At 73.1% G+C, this 15,526-nt stretch carries 15 protein-coding genes; 7 read left to right on the top strand and 8 right to left on the bottom strand.

The genetic code is table 11. The features are described from left to right. The first annotated feature begins 387 nt into the window (after positions 1–387). Positions 388–2,019 (top strand): flavin-containing monooxygenase, encoded by a 1,632-nt coding sequence (locus ACIRBY_RS15885; RefSeq protein WP_403900981.1) that lies wholly within the window; start codon positions 388–390, stop codon positions 2,017–2,019. A 261-nt stretch (positions 2,020–2,280) separates the two neighbouring features. Here the strand turns inward: ACIRBY_RS15885 and ACIRBY_RS15880 are convergent, their stop codons facing one another. From ACIRBY_RS15880 to ACIRBY_RS15870, 3 genes are all read right to left on the bottom strand, one after another. After that, positions 2,281–3,306: a S41 family peptidase gene (locus ACIRBY_RS15880; protein ID WP_403900980.1), complete on the bottom strand. Its 1,026-nt coding sequence runs from the start codon at positions 3,304–3,306 to the stop codon at positions 2,281–2,283. Positions 3,307–4,073: 767 nt separating this feature from the next. Further along, positions 4,074–4,814 (bottom strand): class I SAM-dependent DNA methyltransferase, encoded by a 741-nt coding sequence (locus tag ACIRBY_RS15875; RefSeq protein WP_403900979.1) that lies wholly within the window; start codon positions 4,812–4,814, stop codon positions 4,074–4,076. Between the two features lie 223 nt (positions 4,815–5,037). Then, positions 5,038–5,631, bottom strand: a complete 594-nt coding sequence (locus ACIRBY_RS15870) for an MBL fold metallo-hydrolase (RefSeq protein ID WP_403900978.1) — start codon at positions 5,629–5,631, stop codon at positions 5,038–5,040. A 151-nt stretch (positions 5,632–5,782) separates the two neighbouring features. On the opposite strand from ACIRBY_RS15870, the gene ACIRBY_RS15865 reads away from it, so the two are divergent. Further along, on the top strand, positions 5,783–6,691 hold the full coding sequence (locus tag ACIRBY_RS15865) for a GlxA family transcriptional regulator (RefSeq protein ID WP_403901146.1): 909 nt from the start codon (positions 5,783–5,785) through the stop codon (positions 6,689–6,691). Positions 6,692–6,700: 9 nt separating this feature from the next. Here the strand turns inward: ACIRBY_RS15865 and ACIRBY_RS15860 are convergent, their stop codons facing one another. Together ACIRBY_RS15860 and ACIRBY_RS15855 are read right to left on the bottom strand one after the other, a co-directional pair. Next, entirely contained in the window at positions 6,701–7,423 is a 723-nt protein-coding gene (locus tag ACIRBY_RS15860; RefSeq protein WP_403900977.1) for an alpha/beta fold hydrolase, read from the bottom strand. A gap of 188 nt (positions 7,424–7,611) precedes the next feature. After that, positions 7,612–8,079, bottom strand: coding sequence for a cupin domain-containing protein (locus ACIRBY_RS15855; protein WP_403900976.1), 468 nt, complete (start codon positions 8,077–8,079; stop codon positions 7,612–7,614). 89 nt (positions 8,080–8,168) lie between these two features. Between ACIRBY_RS15855 and ACIRBY_RS15850 the strand changes: the two genes are divergently transcribed. Then, positions 8,169–8,753 (top strand): TetR/AcrR family transcriptional regulator, encoded by a 585-nt coding sequence (locus tag ACIRBY_RS15850; RefSeq protein ID WP_403900975.1) that lies wholly within the window; start codon positions 8,169–8,171, stop codon positions 8,751–8,753. A 319-nt stretch (positions 8,754–9,072) separates the two neighbouring features. On the opposite strand, the gene arsM is transcribed toward ACIRBY_RS15850, so the two are convergent. Further along, complete coding sequence (gene arsM / locus ACIRBY_RS15845) at positions 9,073–9,957, bottom strand: arsenite methyltransferase (RefSeq protein ID WP_403900974.1); 885 nt, start codon at positions 9,955–9,957, stop codon at positions 9,073–9,075. A 113-nt stretch (positions 9,958–10,070) separates the two neighbouring features. Between arsM and ACIRBY_RS15840 the strand changes: the two genes are divergently transcribed. The 3 genes from ACIRBY_RS15840 to ACIRBY_RS15830 all read left to right on the top strand — a co-directional run bounded on the left by ACIRBY_RS15840 (position 10,071) and on the right by ACIRBY_RS15830 (position 11,624). Further along, positions 10,071–10,445: an ArsR/SmtB family transcription factor gene (locus ACIRBY_RS15840; protein WP_403900973.1), complete on the top strand. Its 375-nt coding sequence runs from the start codon at positions 10,071–10,073 to the stop codon at positions 10,443–10,445. Further along, entirely contained in the window at positions 10,442–11,182 is a 741-nt protein-coding gene (locus tag ACIRBY_RS15835; RefSeq protein ID WP_403900972.1) for an aquaporin, read from the top strand. Before ACIRBY_RS15840 ends, ACIRBY_RS15835 begins: the two co-directional genes overlap by 4 nt. An 85-nt stretch (positions 11,183–11,267) precedes the next feature. Continuing rightward, complete coding sequence (locus ACIRBY_RS15830; RefSeq protein WP_403901144.1) at positions 11,268–11,624, top strand: arsenate reductase ArsC; 357 nt, start codon at positions 11,268–11,270, stop codon at positions 11,622–11,624. Between the two features lie 224 nt (positions 11,625–11,848). Here the strand turns inward: ACIRBY_RS15830 and ACIRBY_RS15825 are convergent, their stop codons facing one another. Both ACIRBY_RS15825 and ACIRBY_RS15820 read right to left on the bottom strand, forming a co-directional pair. Then, a complete protein-coding gene (locus ACIRBY_RS15825; protein ID WP_403900971.1) occupies positions 11,849–12,445 on the bottom strand; it encodes an NADPH-dependent F420 reductase in 597 nt (198 codons plus the stop codon). A 44-nt stretch (positions 12,446–12,489) separates the two neighbouring features. Further along, positions 12,490–13,323 (bottom strand): inositol monophosphatase family protein, encoded by an 834-nt coding sequence (locus ACIRBY_RS15820; protein WP_403900970.1) that lies wholly within the window; start codon positions 13,321–13,323, stop codon positions 12,490–12,492. A gap of 148 nt (positions 13,324–13,471) precedes the next feature. Here ACIRBY_RS15820 and ACIRBY_RS15815 point away from each other — a divergent pair, with 148 nt between their 5' ends. Next, positions 13,472–14,395, top strand: coding sequence for a LysR family transcriptional regulator (locus ACIRBY_RS15815; protein WP_403900969.1), 924 nt, complete (start codon positions 13,472–13,474; stop codon positions 14,393–14,395). The last annotated feature ends 1,131 nt before the right edge of the window (positions 14,396–15,526 follow it).

Genomic DNA, 15,526 nt, shown 5'->3' with positions numbered 1-15,526 from the left:
CCGACGCGGGACGGGACGGGACGGGCGACACTCGGTGATCTGTTTGACCACCTCGCGACCACGTCTTTGCCTGAAGATTACCTCGCCCGCGGGAGGTCGTCACGGTCCAATAACGGCCAATGACCGTACGCCGTTGCGGCAGTTGGCGGATTTCCAACGGCAATGCGTTCGGGTGCGGGCGCCCCGGGACGGGGGTGCCCGGCGAGCCACTCCCACTTCCCGCGACACCGGACATGGACCAGGATGTCGCTCCCGTGCCGCCGCGCCCCGTGCACCCGCCGGCTCCCCGCGCGGCGACCGCACCCACCACCTCACCCACCACCTCACCCGCCACTGCCGACGCCGCCCCCAACGGGGCGGGCCGCGTGCGGAGAGAAGGAGCAACCGATGGGAACCACCACCCCCGGCGCCGACCGGGTCGACGCCGTCGTCGTCGGCGCCGGGCTCTCGGGTCTCTACCAGCTGTACCGGCTGCGTGAACTCGGCTTACGCGTAGCGGTCTTCGAGGCCGGCGAGGACATCGGCGGGACCTGGTACTGGAACCGCTATCCCGGCGCACGCTGCGACGTCGAAAGCATGTCGTACTCGTACTCCTTCTCCCCCGCACTGGACCAGGAGTGGGAGTGGAGCGAGCGGTACGCGTCCCAGCCGGAGATCCTGCGCTACATCCACCACGTCGCCGACCGCTTCGGCCTGCGCGGGGACATCACCCTGCATACCCGTGTCACGAGCGCCGCGTACGACGGCACCGCCCACACCTGGCGCGTTTCCACGGACACCGGACGCACCGTCACCACGCGTTTCCTCATCCTGGCATCGGGCTGCATGTCGGCGCCCAAGGACCGCGGGATACCCGGACAGGACCGCTTCACGGGCGAGGTCCTGCACACCGCCCGCTGGCCGCGCGAGGAGGTCTCCTTCACCGGCAAGCGGGTCGCCGTCATCGGGACCGGGTGCTCGGGGGTCCAGGCCGTTCCGGTGATCGCCGAGCGGGCGGCCGCGCTCACCGTCTTCCAGCGCACCCCGGCCTACGCGCTGCCCGCCCACAACCGTCCGCTGCTGGGCTCCGAGACCGCCGAGCTCAAGGCCCGGTACCCGCAGTTCCGCCAGGCCCAGCGGCTCTCCCGGGGCGGTACCGTCTTCGAACCGCCGACCGGTTCCGCCCTCGCGGCCGACGAGGCGGAGCGGACGGCCGCCTACGAGGCGGCCTGGGAGTCGGGACTGCTCAGCGGGTTGCTCCGCACGTACACCGACATCCTGACCGACGAGGAGGCCAACGCGACGGTGGCCGAGTTCGTCCGGTCCAAGATCCGGTCGGCCGTCGACGACCCGGAGACGGCCGAGGCGCTCTCGCCCCGCACGTTCCCGTTCGCGACGAAGCGCCCCTGCCTGGACACCGGCTACTACGCCGCCTACAACCTGCCGCACGTGACGCTGGTGGACCTCCGCGCGACCCCGATCGAGACGATCACGCCCCGGGGGATCCGGACCACGAAGGGGGATCACGCCTTCGACACGATCGTCTTCGCCACCGGCTTCGACGCACTGACCGGATCCCAGCTCGCCGTCGACATCGTGGGCGGGGCCGGTGTGACCTTGAGGCAGAAGTGGGCGGACGGCCCCCGCAACCACCTCGGGCTCATGTCGGCGGGCTTCCCCAACCTCTTCACCGTGCTCGGCCCGCTCAGCCCGTCCGTCCTCAGCAACATCGCGGTGTCCCTGGAGCAGCAGGTGGAGTGGATCACCGACTGCATCGCCCATCTGACGCGGAACGGCCTCACGGAAATCGATGCCGCACCGGAGGCGGAGGAGGCGTGGGGCGCCCACGTCGCGGAGCTCGCGGACCGGACGCTCTACCCGGCGTCGGAGTCCTGGTACATGGGGTCCAACATCCCGGGAAAGCCGAGGGTGTTCCTGGCCTACACCGGCGGGCTGGACCGGTACCGGGCCGCGTGCGAGGCCTCGGCCCGAGACGGCTACAGCGGCTTCGTCCTCTCCGGCGACGCCCGCGAACGATGACGGATGACGGGTGACCGCCCGCCTCATGGCGCGCCGGGGTCTCTGCTCGTGCCGCCGGCAGCGTGAGGCGGGGGTTCCCAGGGCCCTGCCGGATGGTTCGGCGGCTGAGGCCGAGAAGCCGGGCGCGGCACCGTCATGCGGGGTGACGACGGATACTGCGGCGCCACGCGCACCGGCCCCGGCCGGGGCGAGCGCCTGCCGGCCCATTGGGGGCGGGTGGGCACCGAGCCCCCGGCGGCGAAGACGGGGCGCGGGCGCCCCTCACGGGCTGACCGGGGCCCCCTCCGAAGGCTCACACCCTCGGCCACCCGAAACCTCCTGGAGCCACTGGCCCGCGGCCTTCACCACTTCGTCACGGTCCGTTCCGATGTCCGCGCGGACGGTGGGAACGACCTGATCGGGCGGGATCGCCTCGTCGTAGATCCGGCCGGTGCGGTCCGCCTCCCGGGCAGTGGTCAGGCCGATGACGGCGCCGTCGGAGAGCGGGAAGCCCTCGACGCCCGTGGCCACGCCGTAGGAACCCGCCCCGAAGGTCCGGGTGGCCGGGCGCCCCCGAAAGGCGACGAGGAGGGCTTCCGCGGAACTGGCGGTCCTGCCGTCGGTCAGGACCGCCACCGGCGGATCCGGCGTTCCCAGCGGATCGGAGGCTCCCCACGGGGACTCCTCGCCGTTCAGTTCCGGCCTGCGGTTCTTGACGTACCACGGCGTGCTGGTGCCGCCTGCGAAGACGAACGCACCGACCTTTCCCTCACCGAGGAACGGCGCCGCGACGGCGAACATCGGCCATGCGCTGCCGCCTTTGTTCTGCCGCAGGTCGATGATCCATCCGCAGGCCTTCCCGTCCCGCTCCACCTCCTTGATCGCCGCGCGGCCCTGGCGGACGTAGGCGTCCCGTGTCCGCCGGGCCCCGCCGACAGCGGGGAGCGCGAGGTAGCCCACCGCGTGGGGCAGGCGCCGGCCGGTGAGGCCGGGGAACACGTCCTCTTGCCCTTGGCTCTTGACGGCAGCCTCGGTGCTGGTCAGGAAGTAACCGTGGCGGTCGCCGAGTTCCTCGAGCGCCTCCGCGATCACCGGGTAGGTGTCCGACGCCGTACGCGCCGACTCCGCCCGCGCGAACGCCTCACGCCGCACGCGAGTCCAGTCGACCCCGTCCCGGTGCACGGAATGGGCCGCGATCACGTCCAGGGCCCGCGAGAGGTACTCCCGCGCGCCTTGCGGCCCGGACCGGCCGGCTGCCCAGCCGTCCCCGGCGAGGAGCAGCGCCATCACCAGGAGGAGGGCGGGCACGACACGCCGCCGCCCACACCACCGCGCGCCGCTCCACGCCGTCGAAGACTGCCACCGGGTCCGGATGACCGCCTCCACTCTTGCTGTCGCTTGGGTCAGCGTCAGCCTAGACGAGGCGGCCTGTACATCCGATCAACTGAACGGCGACGCAACGGCCATCGCCTCACCCGTGTGGGGCACGACACTGCGACAGTGAGGCCGGCCGGACGGGCGGTCCTCCGCCGGCGTGCGGCAGCTCGCATTCGTCGTGGTGGGATCCACACCGCAGCAGGTACGCGCAAGGACCGTCGGCCCGGGGCCGCGCGGCCCTCCATGGCGATCCCTGTGGTCGATTGGCACGACCAGCCCACAGCGGAGGCGGCGGGGGAGGCCGACCTGCACGGGAACGGAACGCGCCAGGACCATTTCGCGATCTACTCCCCACAGCACCTGATGAGGCGTCAACGCGGTACCGCTCTGGAGATTCCCCGAAGCGAGGGCTATGGCAGCACGAGAGTTCCGTACGGCAGGCCACCACGGCCCTCGCCCTGGTACAGGCCGGACAGAAGTACAGGAGCCGGTCCCCTTCCGCCACCCACTGGGCCGCATGCTGGCCCGCCTTCGACCAACCCGGTCCTACGAGGCCGTACGTCTCGCCGGCTCAAGACGCCCCTCAGCCGCCAGAGGCCCGCCTGAGGGCCGCCTGAGAACTCGGGCAGCTCTGAACTCCTGACGAAATGTGGAAGTTCAAGGCAGGCACGGCCGGCTTCCATGGCCTGGTGGCCGACTCAGGCCGGCTTGCGCCACACGGAGACGTGCTTCGCGGAGTCCTGGGTGAACGGGGACCCGTCCCAGTCCGCGACGCGACGTTCCAGTTCGAGCCCGGCGATCCGCGCCATCAGGTCGAGCTCGGCCGGCCAGGCGTACCGGTGCCGGGAGTTTTCCCGGCGGTAGTGGCCGTCGTCGCCGTCCCGGGTGAAGTGGTGCGAGACGAGCACCTGCTCGACCAGGTCGAAGGTGTCGAAGCCGAGATGCCGCTGGGAGACGTCGAACGGCACCGCGACCTGGCCGGGCGGCAGGAGCCGCAGCGGCGGCACACCCAGCTCGATCACGAACCGGCCGCCGGGCTCCAGATGCCGTGCGGCGTTGCGGAAGCACTCGACCTGCTCGTCCTGCGTGAGCAGGTTCGTGATGGTGTTGTAGACGAGGTAGACCAGGGTGAACCCACCGGGAACGACGGTGGTGGCCATGTCCCCGATGACCACCGGGAGGGTGTCCTCGTCGACCTTGCGCCGCAGCACCGCTGCCATGTGCCCGGACAGTTCGACGCCCACCACCGGCACGCCGCGTTCCCGGAGCGGGACTCCCACCCGTCCGGTTCCGATGGCGAACTCCAGCGCCCGGCCGTCTCCGGCGAGCTCGGCCAGGAAGGCGAGGGTCGGTCCGAGAACGGCAGCCGAGGACGCTTCGGCCTCCTCGGCGTCGTAGCGGTCGGCGGTCGCACGGGTCCACAGTTCACTGCTCGTCACGGGTGGCCACTGTGCCGGGTGCCGAGGGGTGCTGTCGACGCATTTGGGTTCTCCGCGGCGCGGCGTGCACCGCCCGCAACTCGTCGTCTCCACATGGCGGGCCCGGCAGGCCGAAGGGCCGGCCGGGTGGCCTGCGGCCCGACGCGCGGCACGTCCCGCCGGGGCCGGCCGCCGCACGGGGTGGGGATGCCCCGCGCTGCCCTTCGACTTCGCACCGGGGCCGTCAGAGCGGCACGTCACCGTCCGCCGCGAACGGGGCCCCGTGGCCCGGCACGATCAGGTCCGCCGCGGCCAGGACGCGCAGGCGGGCGGCGCGCAGGGCCTCGCGGTCCGGGGCGACCGGGTCGTCCGCGGGGCCCTGGGAGTGCCACCACAGGTCGCCGGCGAAGGCCACCACCCCCGACTGCGTGCCGGCCAGCAGGGTGATGTCCTCCGGGCTGTGTCCCGGGGTGCGGATCAGCCGGAGCGAGGGGGTGAGTTCGTACCCTTCGGCGTCGCGGTCGTGCCATGCGTGGCCGAGGTACTCGGCCTTGTGGTCGTGGACGCGGGCCCGGGGGAACAGTCCCGCGTTCATGATGTTGTCCGGGTGGTGGTGGCTGAGGACCACGTCGGTGATGTCGTCCGCGGTGAGGCCGAGTCCGGCGAGCGGGCCGAGGATGTCGTCCGGGCTCGCCACCATGCCCGGGTCGAAGACCATGTGCCGGCCGCCGTCGGTGACGTAGGAGACGGTGGCGGCCACACCGGGGCCGGTGGAGCCGGTGTAGCCGGTGTTCAGGATCGCGTAGGTGGCGCTGCGGCCGAGCGGTGCGTCAGTCATGACCCCATCCTCGCCGGGGCCCGGGCGGGCCACGAGTGGCACTGATGACACTGATCGCAGGTTTCGTGCCATCGTCTGCCGCCCCTGGCAGACTGCCTCCGTGCAGCAGCCCTTCCTCACCGTCGCCGCCTACGCCCCACCGGGCGTCGGCATGCTGTCCATCGGCATCGTCACCGAGGTCTTCGGCCCGAGGGGGGCCGGGGCGCCCGCGTTCGAGTTCGCCCTCTGCACCGACCGCCCCGGGTCCGTGCCCACCGACCTCGGAGTGCCCCTCACCCTCAGGCACGGCCTCGACCGGCTGGCGCGGGCGGACCTCGTGATCGCGCTGCCCTGGGCGGGGTTCCGCACGCCCCCCGCCCCGCCCGTACTCGAAGCCCTGGCCGCCGCGCACGCGCGCGGCGCCCTCGTGGCCGCTCACTGCGTCGGCACGTTCGCCCTCGCCGCCGCAGGGCTGCTCGACGGCCGGCGGGCCACCACCCACTGGCGCTTCGCCGGCCTGCTGGCCGAACGCCACCCGGACGTCACCGTCGAGGCCGACGCCCTCTACATCGACGAGGGCCGCATCGCCACCGGCGCCGGGGCCGCCGCCGGCTTCGACCTGTGCCTGCACCTCCTGCGCCGCGAACACGGCGCCTCCACCGCCAACGCCATCGCCCGCGAGATGGTGCTGCCCTCCCACCGCGACGGCGGGCAGGCCCAGTACCTGAGCGCGCCCGTACCGGAGAACTGCCGCGACGAACGCCTCGCCGACGTGCTCGCCTGGGCCCGCACCCACCTCCACGAGCCGCTGCCCGTCGCGGAACTGGCCCGCCGCGCGCTGATGAGCAAGCGCTCCTTCGCCCGCCGCTTCACCGCCGCCACCGGCACCACCCCCCACGCCTGGCTGCGCGGCCTGCGGCTGAGCAGTGCCGAGGAACTCCTGGAAACCACCGACCTGCCGGTCGAGGAGATCGCCCGGCGAGTCGGGTACGGCAGCGCGGCCGTCCTGCGCGAGCAGTTCGTCCGCCGCCGCGGGGTCCCACCCCGCTCCTACCGGCGGTCGTTCACGAACACCCCCTGACCTTGTTCTTCATCTACTGGTGCCGCGTCCCGCCGAAGCCTGGTCGCGTCTCATCTGGCGCCGCGTATCCGGTCGGCGGTCTCCCGCATCGCGGGAAGTCGGGGGTCGCGATCTCATGCGAGCAGGAGCAGCGCAACGGCGGAGGAAGCCGGCGCGTCCAGGACGCTGTCGGCGGTTGTCCAGGGCGATGGTCCATGCTGCCAGGGCGTTCGGGTCGGCTGCTTGGATTACGGTGCGCATCCATGTGGGAAGCGGAAGCGGTCCCTGGCGTTCCAGCGTCTCGATGAACGGTGCGGTGCCCTGGGTCCGGAATACGGCGGCTTCCGCCTCGGCCTCGGCCGTCCCGATGGTGATCGGGACGGCGTGGGAGCCGCCCGCGACGAGCGTGGTCAGCCGCTCAGGGTGGCTGGCGAGGAGATGGAAGCCGATGATGCCGCCCATCGAGGCGCCCCACACGGCCGCCTGCTCGATCTCGAGAGCGTCGAGCACGGCAAGGACGTCGTCGACCTGACGGCTGATTGCGTAGCCGTCCGAGTCGTGGGGCGCTTCGCTTTCGCCGTGTCCGCGGGCGTCGATCAGGACGAGGCGAAAGTGATCGGTGAGTGTGTCGACGTATCCGGCGGAGTGCCATGTGGTGCGGTCTCCGAAGAAGCCGTGCAGCAGTACCAGCGGATGTCCACGGCCCACGGTCTCGAACTCGATCGCCAGTCCGTCACTGCCGGTGATCCGCACGTTCCGAGCCTGGAGGACGGCCGCCTGCTCGTGCCACGTCTTTTGCCGACGCAGACCCCGTCTGTCCCGACTGTGCCGAGGCCGTCAAGCGCGCTCCGAAGTCGCAGGTGGCCTGGATCCAGGCACAGCCTGACCGGCACCGAACGGAGCGGCTCCGGCGGGATCCGGAAGAGGCGGCCTGGCGGCGGTCAGGGGCGCTGCTCGTACCGGATGTGGTGGCGGGCCGCGATGGGATTGATCTTCTCGGGGTCCAGCTCCCCGTCGGTGAGCACAGCGGGGCCGGCCTCGACCAGGTCCTCCACGTACCGCTCCCAGCCGCCGGGCGCGGAGATCTGCAGGACCCGCGGGGGCGGGTCGCAAGCGCGGCGCAGGGCGTGCGGGACGCCGCGGGGCAGCAGGGCGAAGCTCCCGGCCGGGGCGAGGTGGGTCCGGTCGTCGAACTCGATGCCGAGGACCCCGTCGAGGACGTAGACGCACTCGTCGGCGAGGTGGTGGGTGTGGCGGGGGATGTCCTTGACGAGGGTCACCTCCATCAGCGACAGCCGCCCTTCGGTGTCGGCGGTCCCGGCCTTCACGGCGAAGGCGGGCGGGAGCGGGACCCGGCCCGGCCGGGCGGCCCCGGGTTCCAGCAGGATGAAGCGGTCCTCGTCGGGCATGGCTCGGCCCCTCCTCGCATGGCACCATGTGAAGCGGAATCCGATTCCGTTTCAGTTCCGTGTTCACTGTAGGGACAGGAGTGGTCGCCTTGTCAACGCCCCCCGAGCCGGGCGGCGCCCGCCGGCCGCGCGCCGACGCGGAGCGCAACCGCGCCCTCGTCCTGGCCGCCGCCCGCGCCCTGTTCGAGGAGCGCGGGAACCAGGTGCAGATGCCCGAGGTGGCCCGGGCGGCGGGGGTCGGCATCGGCACCCTGTACCGGCACTTCCCGTCCAAGCAGGCCCTCGTGGAGGCGGCGGCGGAGCAGCGGTTCGCCGGGATCCTGGAGCTGGCGCTGACGGACTGCCGGCGTGAGCCCGAGGCCGGCCGGGGGCTGGCCCGGTACCTGCGCCACGTCGGCGCCACCCTGGCGGCCAGCCCTGGCCTGACGGCCGCCGCCCAGTCCGCGACGGGCTCGTCCGCCCCCGGCGGGGAGACCCGCGGACGACTGGAGGAGGCCGTCGCGGCGCTGATCGCCCAGGGACAGGCCGCGGGAACCCTCCGGGCGGACCTCGCGGTCGCGGACGTCTACATGATCGTCGGCGGCCTGTCCGGCATCATCCGCACCGGCAGCGGCGACTGGCGCCGCTTCCTCACCCTGACCTTCGAAGGCCTGCGCCCGCCGGGCGACGGCTGAGCGGGACGGTCAGCCGGACTCTCCGGTGCGGCGCGCGGTAGCGGCAGCGGTCCGCGCGGGGGGGGCGTGCGGCGCCTTCCCGGTTCTGCGGCAGCGCGCGTACCGCTCCGGCGTCGACGAGACCTGTGCGGCGTGATCCGCCGAGCCGAACCCGGTTGCGCGCCCGGACTCCAGCAGGCGCCGCCCGCGTACGCGTTCGCCCCTCCCTCGAAGCACTTCGCGCCCGGGCACCACTCCTGGCCGCCGACCCCCCGCGGCCAACCCGAACAGGCCGATCAGCAGCGGCGGCCGGAACTCCGGGGCCTCCGGAGAGGATTCCTCAGTCTCCGCAGCGGCATCCGGCTGCGGCCTTGGCCGCGGCGGGGCTGGTGGCCGGCGTTTGCGTCTCCTCGCCGGGGGTGCAGCAGGCGGTGACCCCGCAGCAGGTAGCCGCCTCGGGGACCGTGGCGGTCTCGGCGGTGGGCTTGACGGCTCGGATGGTGGCCGAGTGCATGCCGTCGGCGACCGCGCGGGTCGGGGTGATCTCGACGCCGGTGAACCCGGCCGCCTGAAGTCCTTGCCGGTATTCGGCGAAGGAGAGGGTGCCGGCGATGCAGCCGGCGTGGTCGCCGCGCTCGGCCCGCTGTGCGGGGGTGAGGGTGTCGTCGGCGACGACGTCCGAGACGGCGATCCGGCCGCCGGACTTGAGGACGCGGAAGGTCTCGGCGAAGACGGCCGCCTTGTCGGTGGAGAGGTTGATCACGCAGTTGGAGATCACCACGTCGATCGTGGCGGCCGGCAGGGGGATGGCCTCGATGGCGCCCTTGAGGAACTCCACGTTCGTGGCGCCGGCCTGCGCGGCGTTGGCGAGGGCGAGGGCGAGCATCTCCTCGGTCATGTCCAGACCGTATGCCTTCCCGCCGGGGCCGACGCGGCGGGCGGAGAGGAGGACGTCGATTCCGCCGCCGGAGCCGAGGTCCAGGACGCGGTCGCCCTCGTGCAGGTCGGCGGCGGCGTTCGGGGCGCCGCAGCCGAGTGAGGCGGCGAGGGCCCCGGCGGGCAGTGCGGCGCGGTCGTCGGCGGTGTACGGGGACGGGCCGAAGTTCTCGTCGGCCTCGGCCGGCTCGGGCCCGCACCCTGCGGTGCCGCCTGCGGTGACCTGAAGCGCGGAGGCCGCGTAGCGGGCCCGGACACTCTCGCGCAGGTCGGTGGACTGCTCGCTCATGACGATGGCTCCCAACGGACGAGGTTCCCTCCCCGGCTGGGCAGGGACCTGGCTGCATCGATGCCCCTCGATGCAACCTTGCGCCTTGGATCGAAGAAGGTCAACATAGAGGAATGTCGAAACAAGAGCTCCCGGTCCTGGGGCAGGACGCCGAAGGCTGCTGCGGCCGGCTCGCGGCCGCCCCGCTGGAGGAGGACCGGGCCGCCGAGCTGGCCAAGGTGTTCAAGGCCCTGGGCGACCCCGTCCGGCTGCGGCTGCTGTCGATGATCGCCTCGGGTGACGGGGGCGAGGTCTGCGTGTGCGAGCTGACCCCGGCCTTCGACCTGTCCCAGCCGACGATCTCGCACCATCTCAAGCTGCTGCGCGAAGCCGGTCTGGTCGACTGCGAACGCCGCGGGACCTGGGTCTACTACTGGGTCCTGCCCGCCGCCCTGGACCGGCTGGCAGCCGTGCTCAAGGCCCCGCGCGCCGCCGGGGCGGCGGCGTGAGCGGGGACCCGGTGCCGCTGGGACGCCGCGCCGCGGCGGAGGCGGTGGGGACCGGGCTGCTGGTGGCCGTCGTGGTCGGCTCCGGCATCCAAGCCACCGAGCTGTCGCAGGACGCCGGCATCCAGCTGCTGGCCAACTGCCTGGCGACCGTGTTCGGGCTCGGCGTGCTGATCGCGGTGTTCGGGCCGGTCTCCGGCGCCCACTTCAACCCCGTCGTCACCCTCGCCGCCTGGTTCAGCGGCCGCCGCTCCGGCGACGGACCGTCCCCGCGGGAGGTGGCAGCGTACATCCCTGCCCAGATCGGCGGCGCCATCACCGGCTCACTGCTCGCCAACGCCGTCTTCGGCCGGCCCGCGCTGGTCTTCTCCGCCCACGACCGCTCCGCCCCCCACCTGTGGCTCGGCGAGATCGTCGCCACGGCCGGACTGCTGCTCGTCGCCTTCGGCCTGAACCGGACCGGCCGGGCGAACCTCGTACCGGCCGTCGTCGCCGCGTACATCGGCGCGGCGTACTGGTTCACCTCCTCGACCTCCTTCGCGAACCCTGCGGTCACCATCGGCCGGGCCTTCACCGACTCCTTCGCCGGAATAGCCCCCGCCTGCGTCCCCGCGTTCATCGCCGCCCAACTCCTCGGCGCCGCCGCCGGCCTGGGCCTGCTCGCCCTCGTCTTCGGCCCGACCGCCCGCCGGACCGTCGACGGGCCCGCGTCGACCGTCGTCGTCCCCGCCTCCCGCTGAACCCCTGGAGCCCCCCGCCGTGACCTCGTCCCCCACCCGCCCGTCCGTGCTGTTCGTCTGCGTCCACAACGCCGGCCGCTCCCAGATGGGCGCCGCCTTCCTCACCCGCCTCGGCGGGGGCCGCGTCGAAGTGCGCTCCGCCGGCTCCGCCCCGGCCGACACCGTCAATCCCGCCGTCGTCGAGGCCATGCGGGAGATCGGCATCGACATCTCCGCCGAAACCCCCAAGGTGCTCACCGCCGAGGCGGTCCAGGCCTCCGACGTCGTGATCACCATGGGCTGCGGCGACGCCTGCCCCTACTTCCCCGGCAAGCGCTACCTCGACTGGACCCTCGAAGACCCCGCCGGCCAAGGCGTCACCGCCGTCCGGCCCATCCGCGACCAGATCGAGCAGCGCGTCCGCGGCCTCCTCGAGGAACTCGGAATCCCAGCAGCCGAGTAGGCGGGCCTGCCCCCCCGGACGGGGGACCTTCTTCCCCACGCGTCCGGACGCTCCTGTGAGGCTGTATGACGGCTCACGACTGATCGGGGTCGGCGAGTATCCGTCCTCTGGCGAGCTTCGGCGTCGCACCGCCTGAGGCGGCCCGGTGGCAGTGCCCCCGCGCCGGCCGCCGGGCCGCCCTCGGCCTGCCCGGCGCGCCGGAGCCCGCCCACGCAGGTGCGCGGTCAGCGGGCGATGGAGAGCGCGAAGGGGGTGAAGCCGGTGGTCCGGATGACGTGCGGGACGAACAGGATCGCGGCTTCCGTGGCGCGGGCGGTCCGGATCCCGCCGAGGTCGGTGATCCACTCCTGCCTCCAGCCCAGGTCGGCGAGCAGGTCGCGGACGGTCTGCTTGGCCTGGGGGTCTTCGCCGGAGAGGAACGCGGTGGGTGGCTGGGAGAGGGCGGCCGGTGCGGTCATCACCGAGAAGAGCATGGTGTTGAGCGTCTTGACGACGCGGGTTTCGGGGAGCTCTTCCTGGAGGCGCTCGGCGAGGCTGGAGCCGGGGTAGAGGAGGTCGGCGGGCAGGCCGTCGGGGCCGTCCGTGGTGGCGTTCGAGACGTCGATGAGGATCTTGCCCCTCAGTTCGTCGCGCAGCGCGGCGAGGCGTTCCAGTGAGCCGGCGCCCGGCGTGGCGTTGATGACGATCCGGGCCGTGCGTGCGGCGTCGGCGGCGGCGCCTTGCGTGCGGTCCGCCACGCTGACCCGGTGGCCTGCTCGGGTCAGGGCGGCGGCCAGGTTGCCGCCGACGCGGCCGTTTCCCAGAACTGCGATGTCGTTCATGGCGGTTCGTTTCCTCTTGGTCTCTGGTGGGCTCTGCGTCGGTGTCAGCGGGAGAGTGTCGATACGGCCTGGGCGTGGACGCCGGGTGCGGCGGCCAGGAAGCTGTTGCTCTGCAGGGTCCAGGGGCGGCCTTCGGCGTCGGAGATCCGTCCGCCCGCCTCCCGGACGAGCAGCGCGCCGGGGAGGAGGTCCGCGCGGGCTCCGGCGAACTGCCAGAAGGCGTCGGCCCTGCCCGCGGCCACGTTCGTCAGGTGCAGGGTTGCGGGGACAGAGGTGCGCACGACGAGGGCGTCGAAGAGCATCGCGGTGATCGAGGCGCCGACGCGCCGTACGACCTCCTCGTCCTCGTCGGGCCTGGCCTGGCTGGTGGCGACGATGCCCAGGTCGAGGTGCGCGGTCTGCGAGACGTGCAGGGGCCGTCCGTCGAGGTGGGCGCCGGCTCCGGCGAGCGCGGTGTAGGTCTCGCCGGTCAGCGGCAGGTGGACTGCGGTGAGTACGGGCTGGTTCTCGCGTACGAGGGTGGCGGTGACCGCCCATTCCGGCAGGGCGTGCAGGTGGTTGACGTTGCCCTCGGCCGGGTCCACGACCCACCATTCGCCGGGCGGCAGCGCACCGCCGTCGAGTTCGTCCTCCACCCAGCCGGCGGTCGGGCGCAGCCCGGTGAGGCGGGGGCGCAGGATGTCGAGGGCCGTGTCGTCGTTGGCGGCCAGGGCGCGCATCAGCTCCTCGCGGGTGTCGTGGCGGACCGCCTCGCCGAAGCGCTCGCGCAGCGCCGAGCCGGCCGTGCGCACGGCACTCACGGTCCGGGCCAGCAGGTCGGCGTCAGGGGCACTGCCGGTGGCGGCGGCGGTGGCGGCGGTCTGCGGCGTTTCGGGCATGTCGGTGCTCCTGACGGTGAGGGGGGGGTGGGACGGGTGACGCCGTATCGGGGCGGGCCGGGCGTTCCCGCCGTGCGCTTGTGCCTCAACGGTATGAAGCCCGGAAGTTAACTTCAACTGCATGTCAGGCACGCCTAGGATTACTGGCATGCAATTGGATTTGAACCTGCTCACCGCACTCGACGCGCTGCTGGAGGAGGGGAGCGTGGCCGGGGCCGCCGCACGCCTTCACGTCACCGCCCCCGCGATGAGCCGGAGCCTGGGCCGTATCCGGCGCACGACCGGGGACCAGATCCTGGTGCGCACCGGCCGCACGATGACCCCGACGCCGTACGCGATCGCCGTCCGAGCACAGGTGCACGAGCTGCTCCACCAGGTCCAGGAGGTCCTCGCGCCGAGCCGTGAACTCGACCTGGCAACGCTGGAGCGCACGTTCACGCTGCGCTGGCACGATTCCCTGGTCGCCCTGAGCGGACCCGCGCTCCTCACGTCGGTGCGCGCACAGGCACCCGGCGTGCGGCTGCGCTTCATCGGGGAATCGAGCGGGGACACACACGAGCTGCGGCGCGGTGAGGTCGACTTGGAGGCGAACGCCAACCGTCCCGGCGCGCCGGACATCCGTACCGAGAACGTGGGCGAGACCCGTCTGGTCATCGTCGTCAGGAGGGGCCACCCCCTCACCCGGGCCGGGACCCTCACGGCGCAGCACTACGCCGCTGCCGAGCACGTCACCGTCTCGCGGCGCGGAAACCTGGGCAACGCCCTCGACGAAGCCCTGGCCCAGCTGGGCCTGAGCCGGCGCGTGGTGGCGACGGCGCCCACGGAAGCGGCCGCGTTCGCGTTCGCGCGCGACAGCGATCTGGTGATCAGCGTCCCCGAAGCCACCGCGCGATCCGCGGTCACCGACCTCGGACTGGCCGTCCTGCCCCTGCCCCTCGAACTGCCCTCCGCGCCGGTGTACCTGTCATGGCATCAGCGCTACGACACCGACAGCGCGCACGCCTGGCTGCGCGGGCTGGCGCGAGACGCATTGGCTCCGGCTGCCTCACCCGGCCTTCCCGGACCTCCCTGACACTCCCCCCCCGGATCCGGCGGGGCACCGCGCTCGCCCCCTTCAGCACCGCACCGCCGACCTCGGGGATCTCGGTCCCGGCCGCCCAGGAGCGGGCCGCCGCCCGGCGGGCGGCCGTGCCGGCCCTCCCACGCGTCCGTGAACTGGCACGTCAGGTCGGACGGGGCGTCGTACGGCTTGACGGATCCTCAACACTGCGAAACGGGGCACGAAGACGCGGCGTCGCCCCCGTGTCGCGGCCGCTTCCGCGGCGGCGCGGCGGCCGGATGCCACGTGCAGGGAAGAGTGTCCAGGCCAGCGCGACGCGTTCGGCGCGTGCGTAGGCGTCGGCCGCCGCCTCCTCCTCGCCGAGCAGGCGGTACAGGTCCCCCAGCCCGTATGGCGGCGGACGCCCGCCGGATCGTTGCGGGTGGCGGCCGTCACGGCGTCCAGGTGCTCGCACGCCCACCGGTAGGCGGGCAGGTCGTGCTCGGCGGCGAGGAGGCGCGGCCGGGCGACGAGGGGGTCCCGCGCCCCGGCCTGCCATTCGTGGGGCAGCAGTCCGGCCGAGGCCGTCAGGGCGGAGGACAGCAGCCGGGGCTCCCCCGAGGAGCCGGCGAGCGCCAGTTGAGCGTCGGCCGCCTCGCGGGCACGCGCGGCGTCCTCCCCGGCCACGGCGTCCGCCAGCACCTGGAGCACGCGGGCCCGGGTCGCCTCGTCCAGTGCCCGGTCCCCGGCAAGCCGCTCGAGCCGGGCCAGCGCCGTCGGCCGGGACCCCGCCCTCCAGGACCAGCCGTCGCGCCCAGCGGCCGCCGCTTCGGGCCCGGTGGCGGCCACCGTCGCCTCGCACCGGGGGAATTCCCTGACCGCGGTGAAGGACCACACGGCGGTCGAACGGCACTACCGGCGGGACGCACCAGCTCAAGCACTGCCCGGCCATGGCCAAACTGGGGAAGGCCGTGGCCGGGCAGAGCCGCCATGAAGGGGCCGTCGGTGCCGGTGCGAGCCTGGCGCTCCGTCAGGTCGGTGACCAGTGGGCCGGACAGCAGCAGCCGGTGGGGCCCGCACCGGCTGCTGCTGTCATGGGCCCTGGTCGCGGCCAGCGCGGTCGCGGGCCACCGCTCGGTCAGCGGCGCGGCGCCGTGCGGGAGG

Source organism: Streptomyces sp. NPDC096136, from assembly GCF_044763325.1.
In the GTDB taxonomy this organism is placed as follows: domain Bacteria; phylum Actinomycetota; class Actinomycetes; order Streptomycetales; family Streptomycetaceae; genus Streptomyces.
This window is presented reverse-complemented; position numbering and strand designations above follow the sequence as displayed.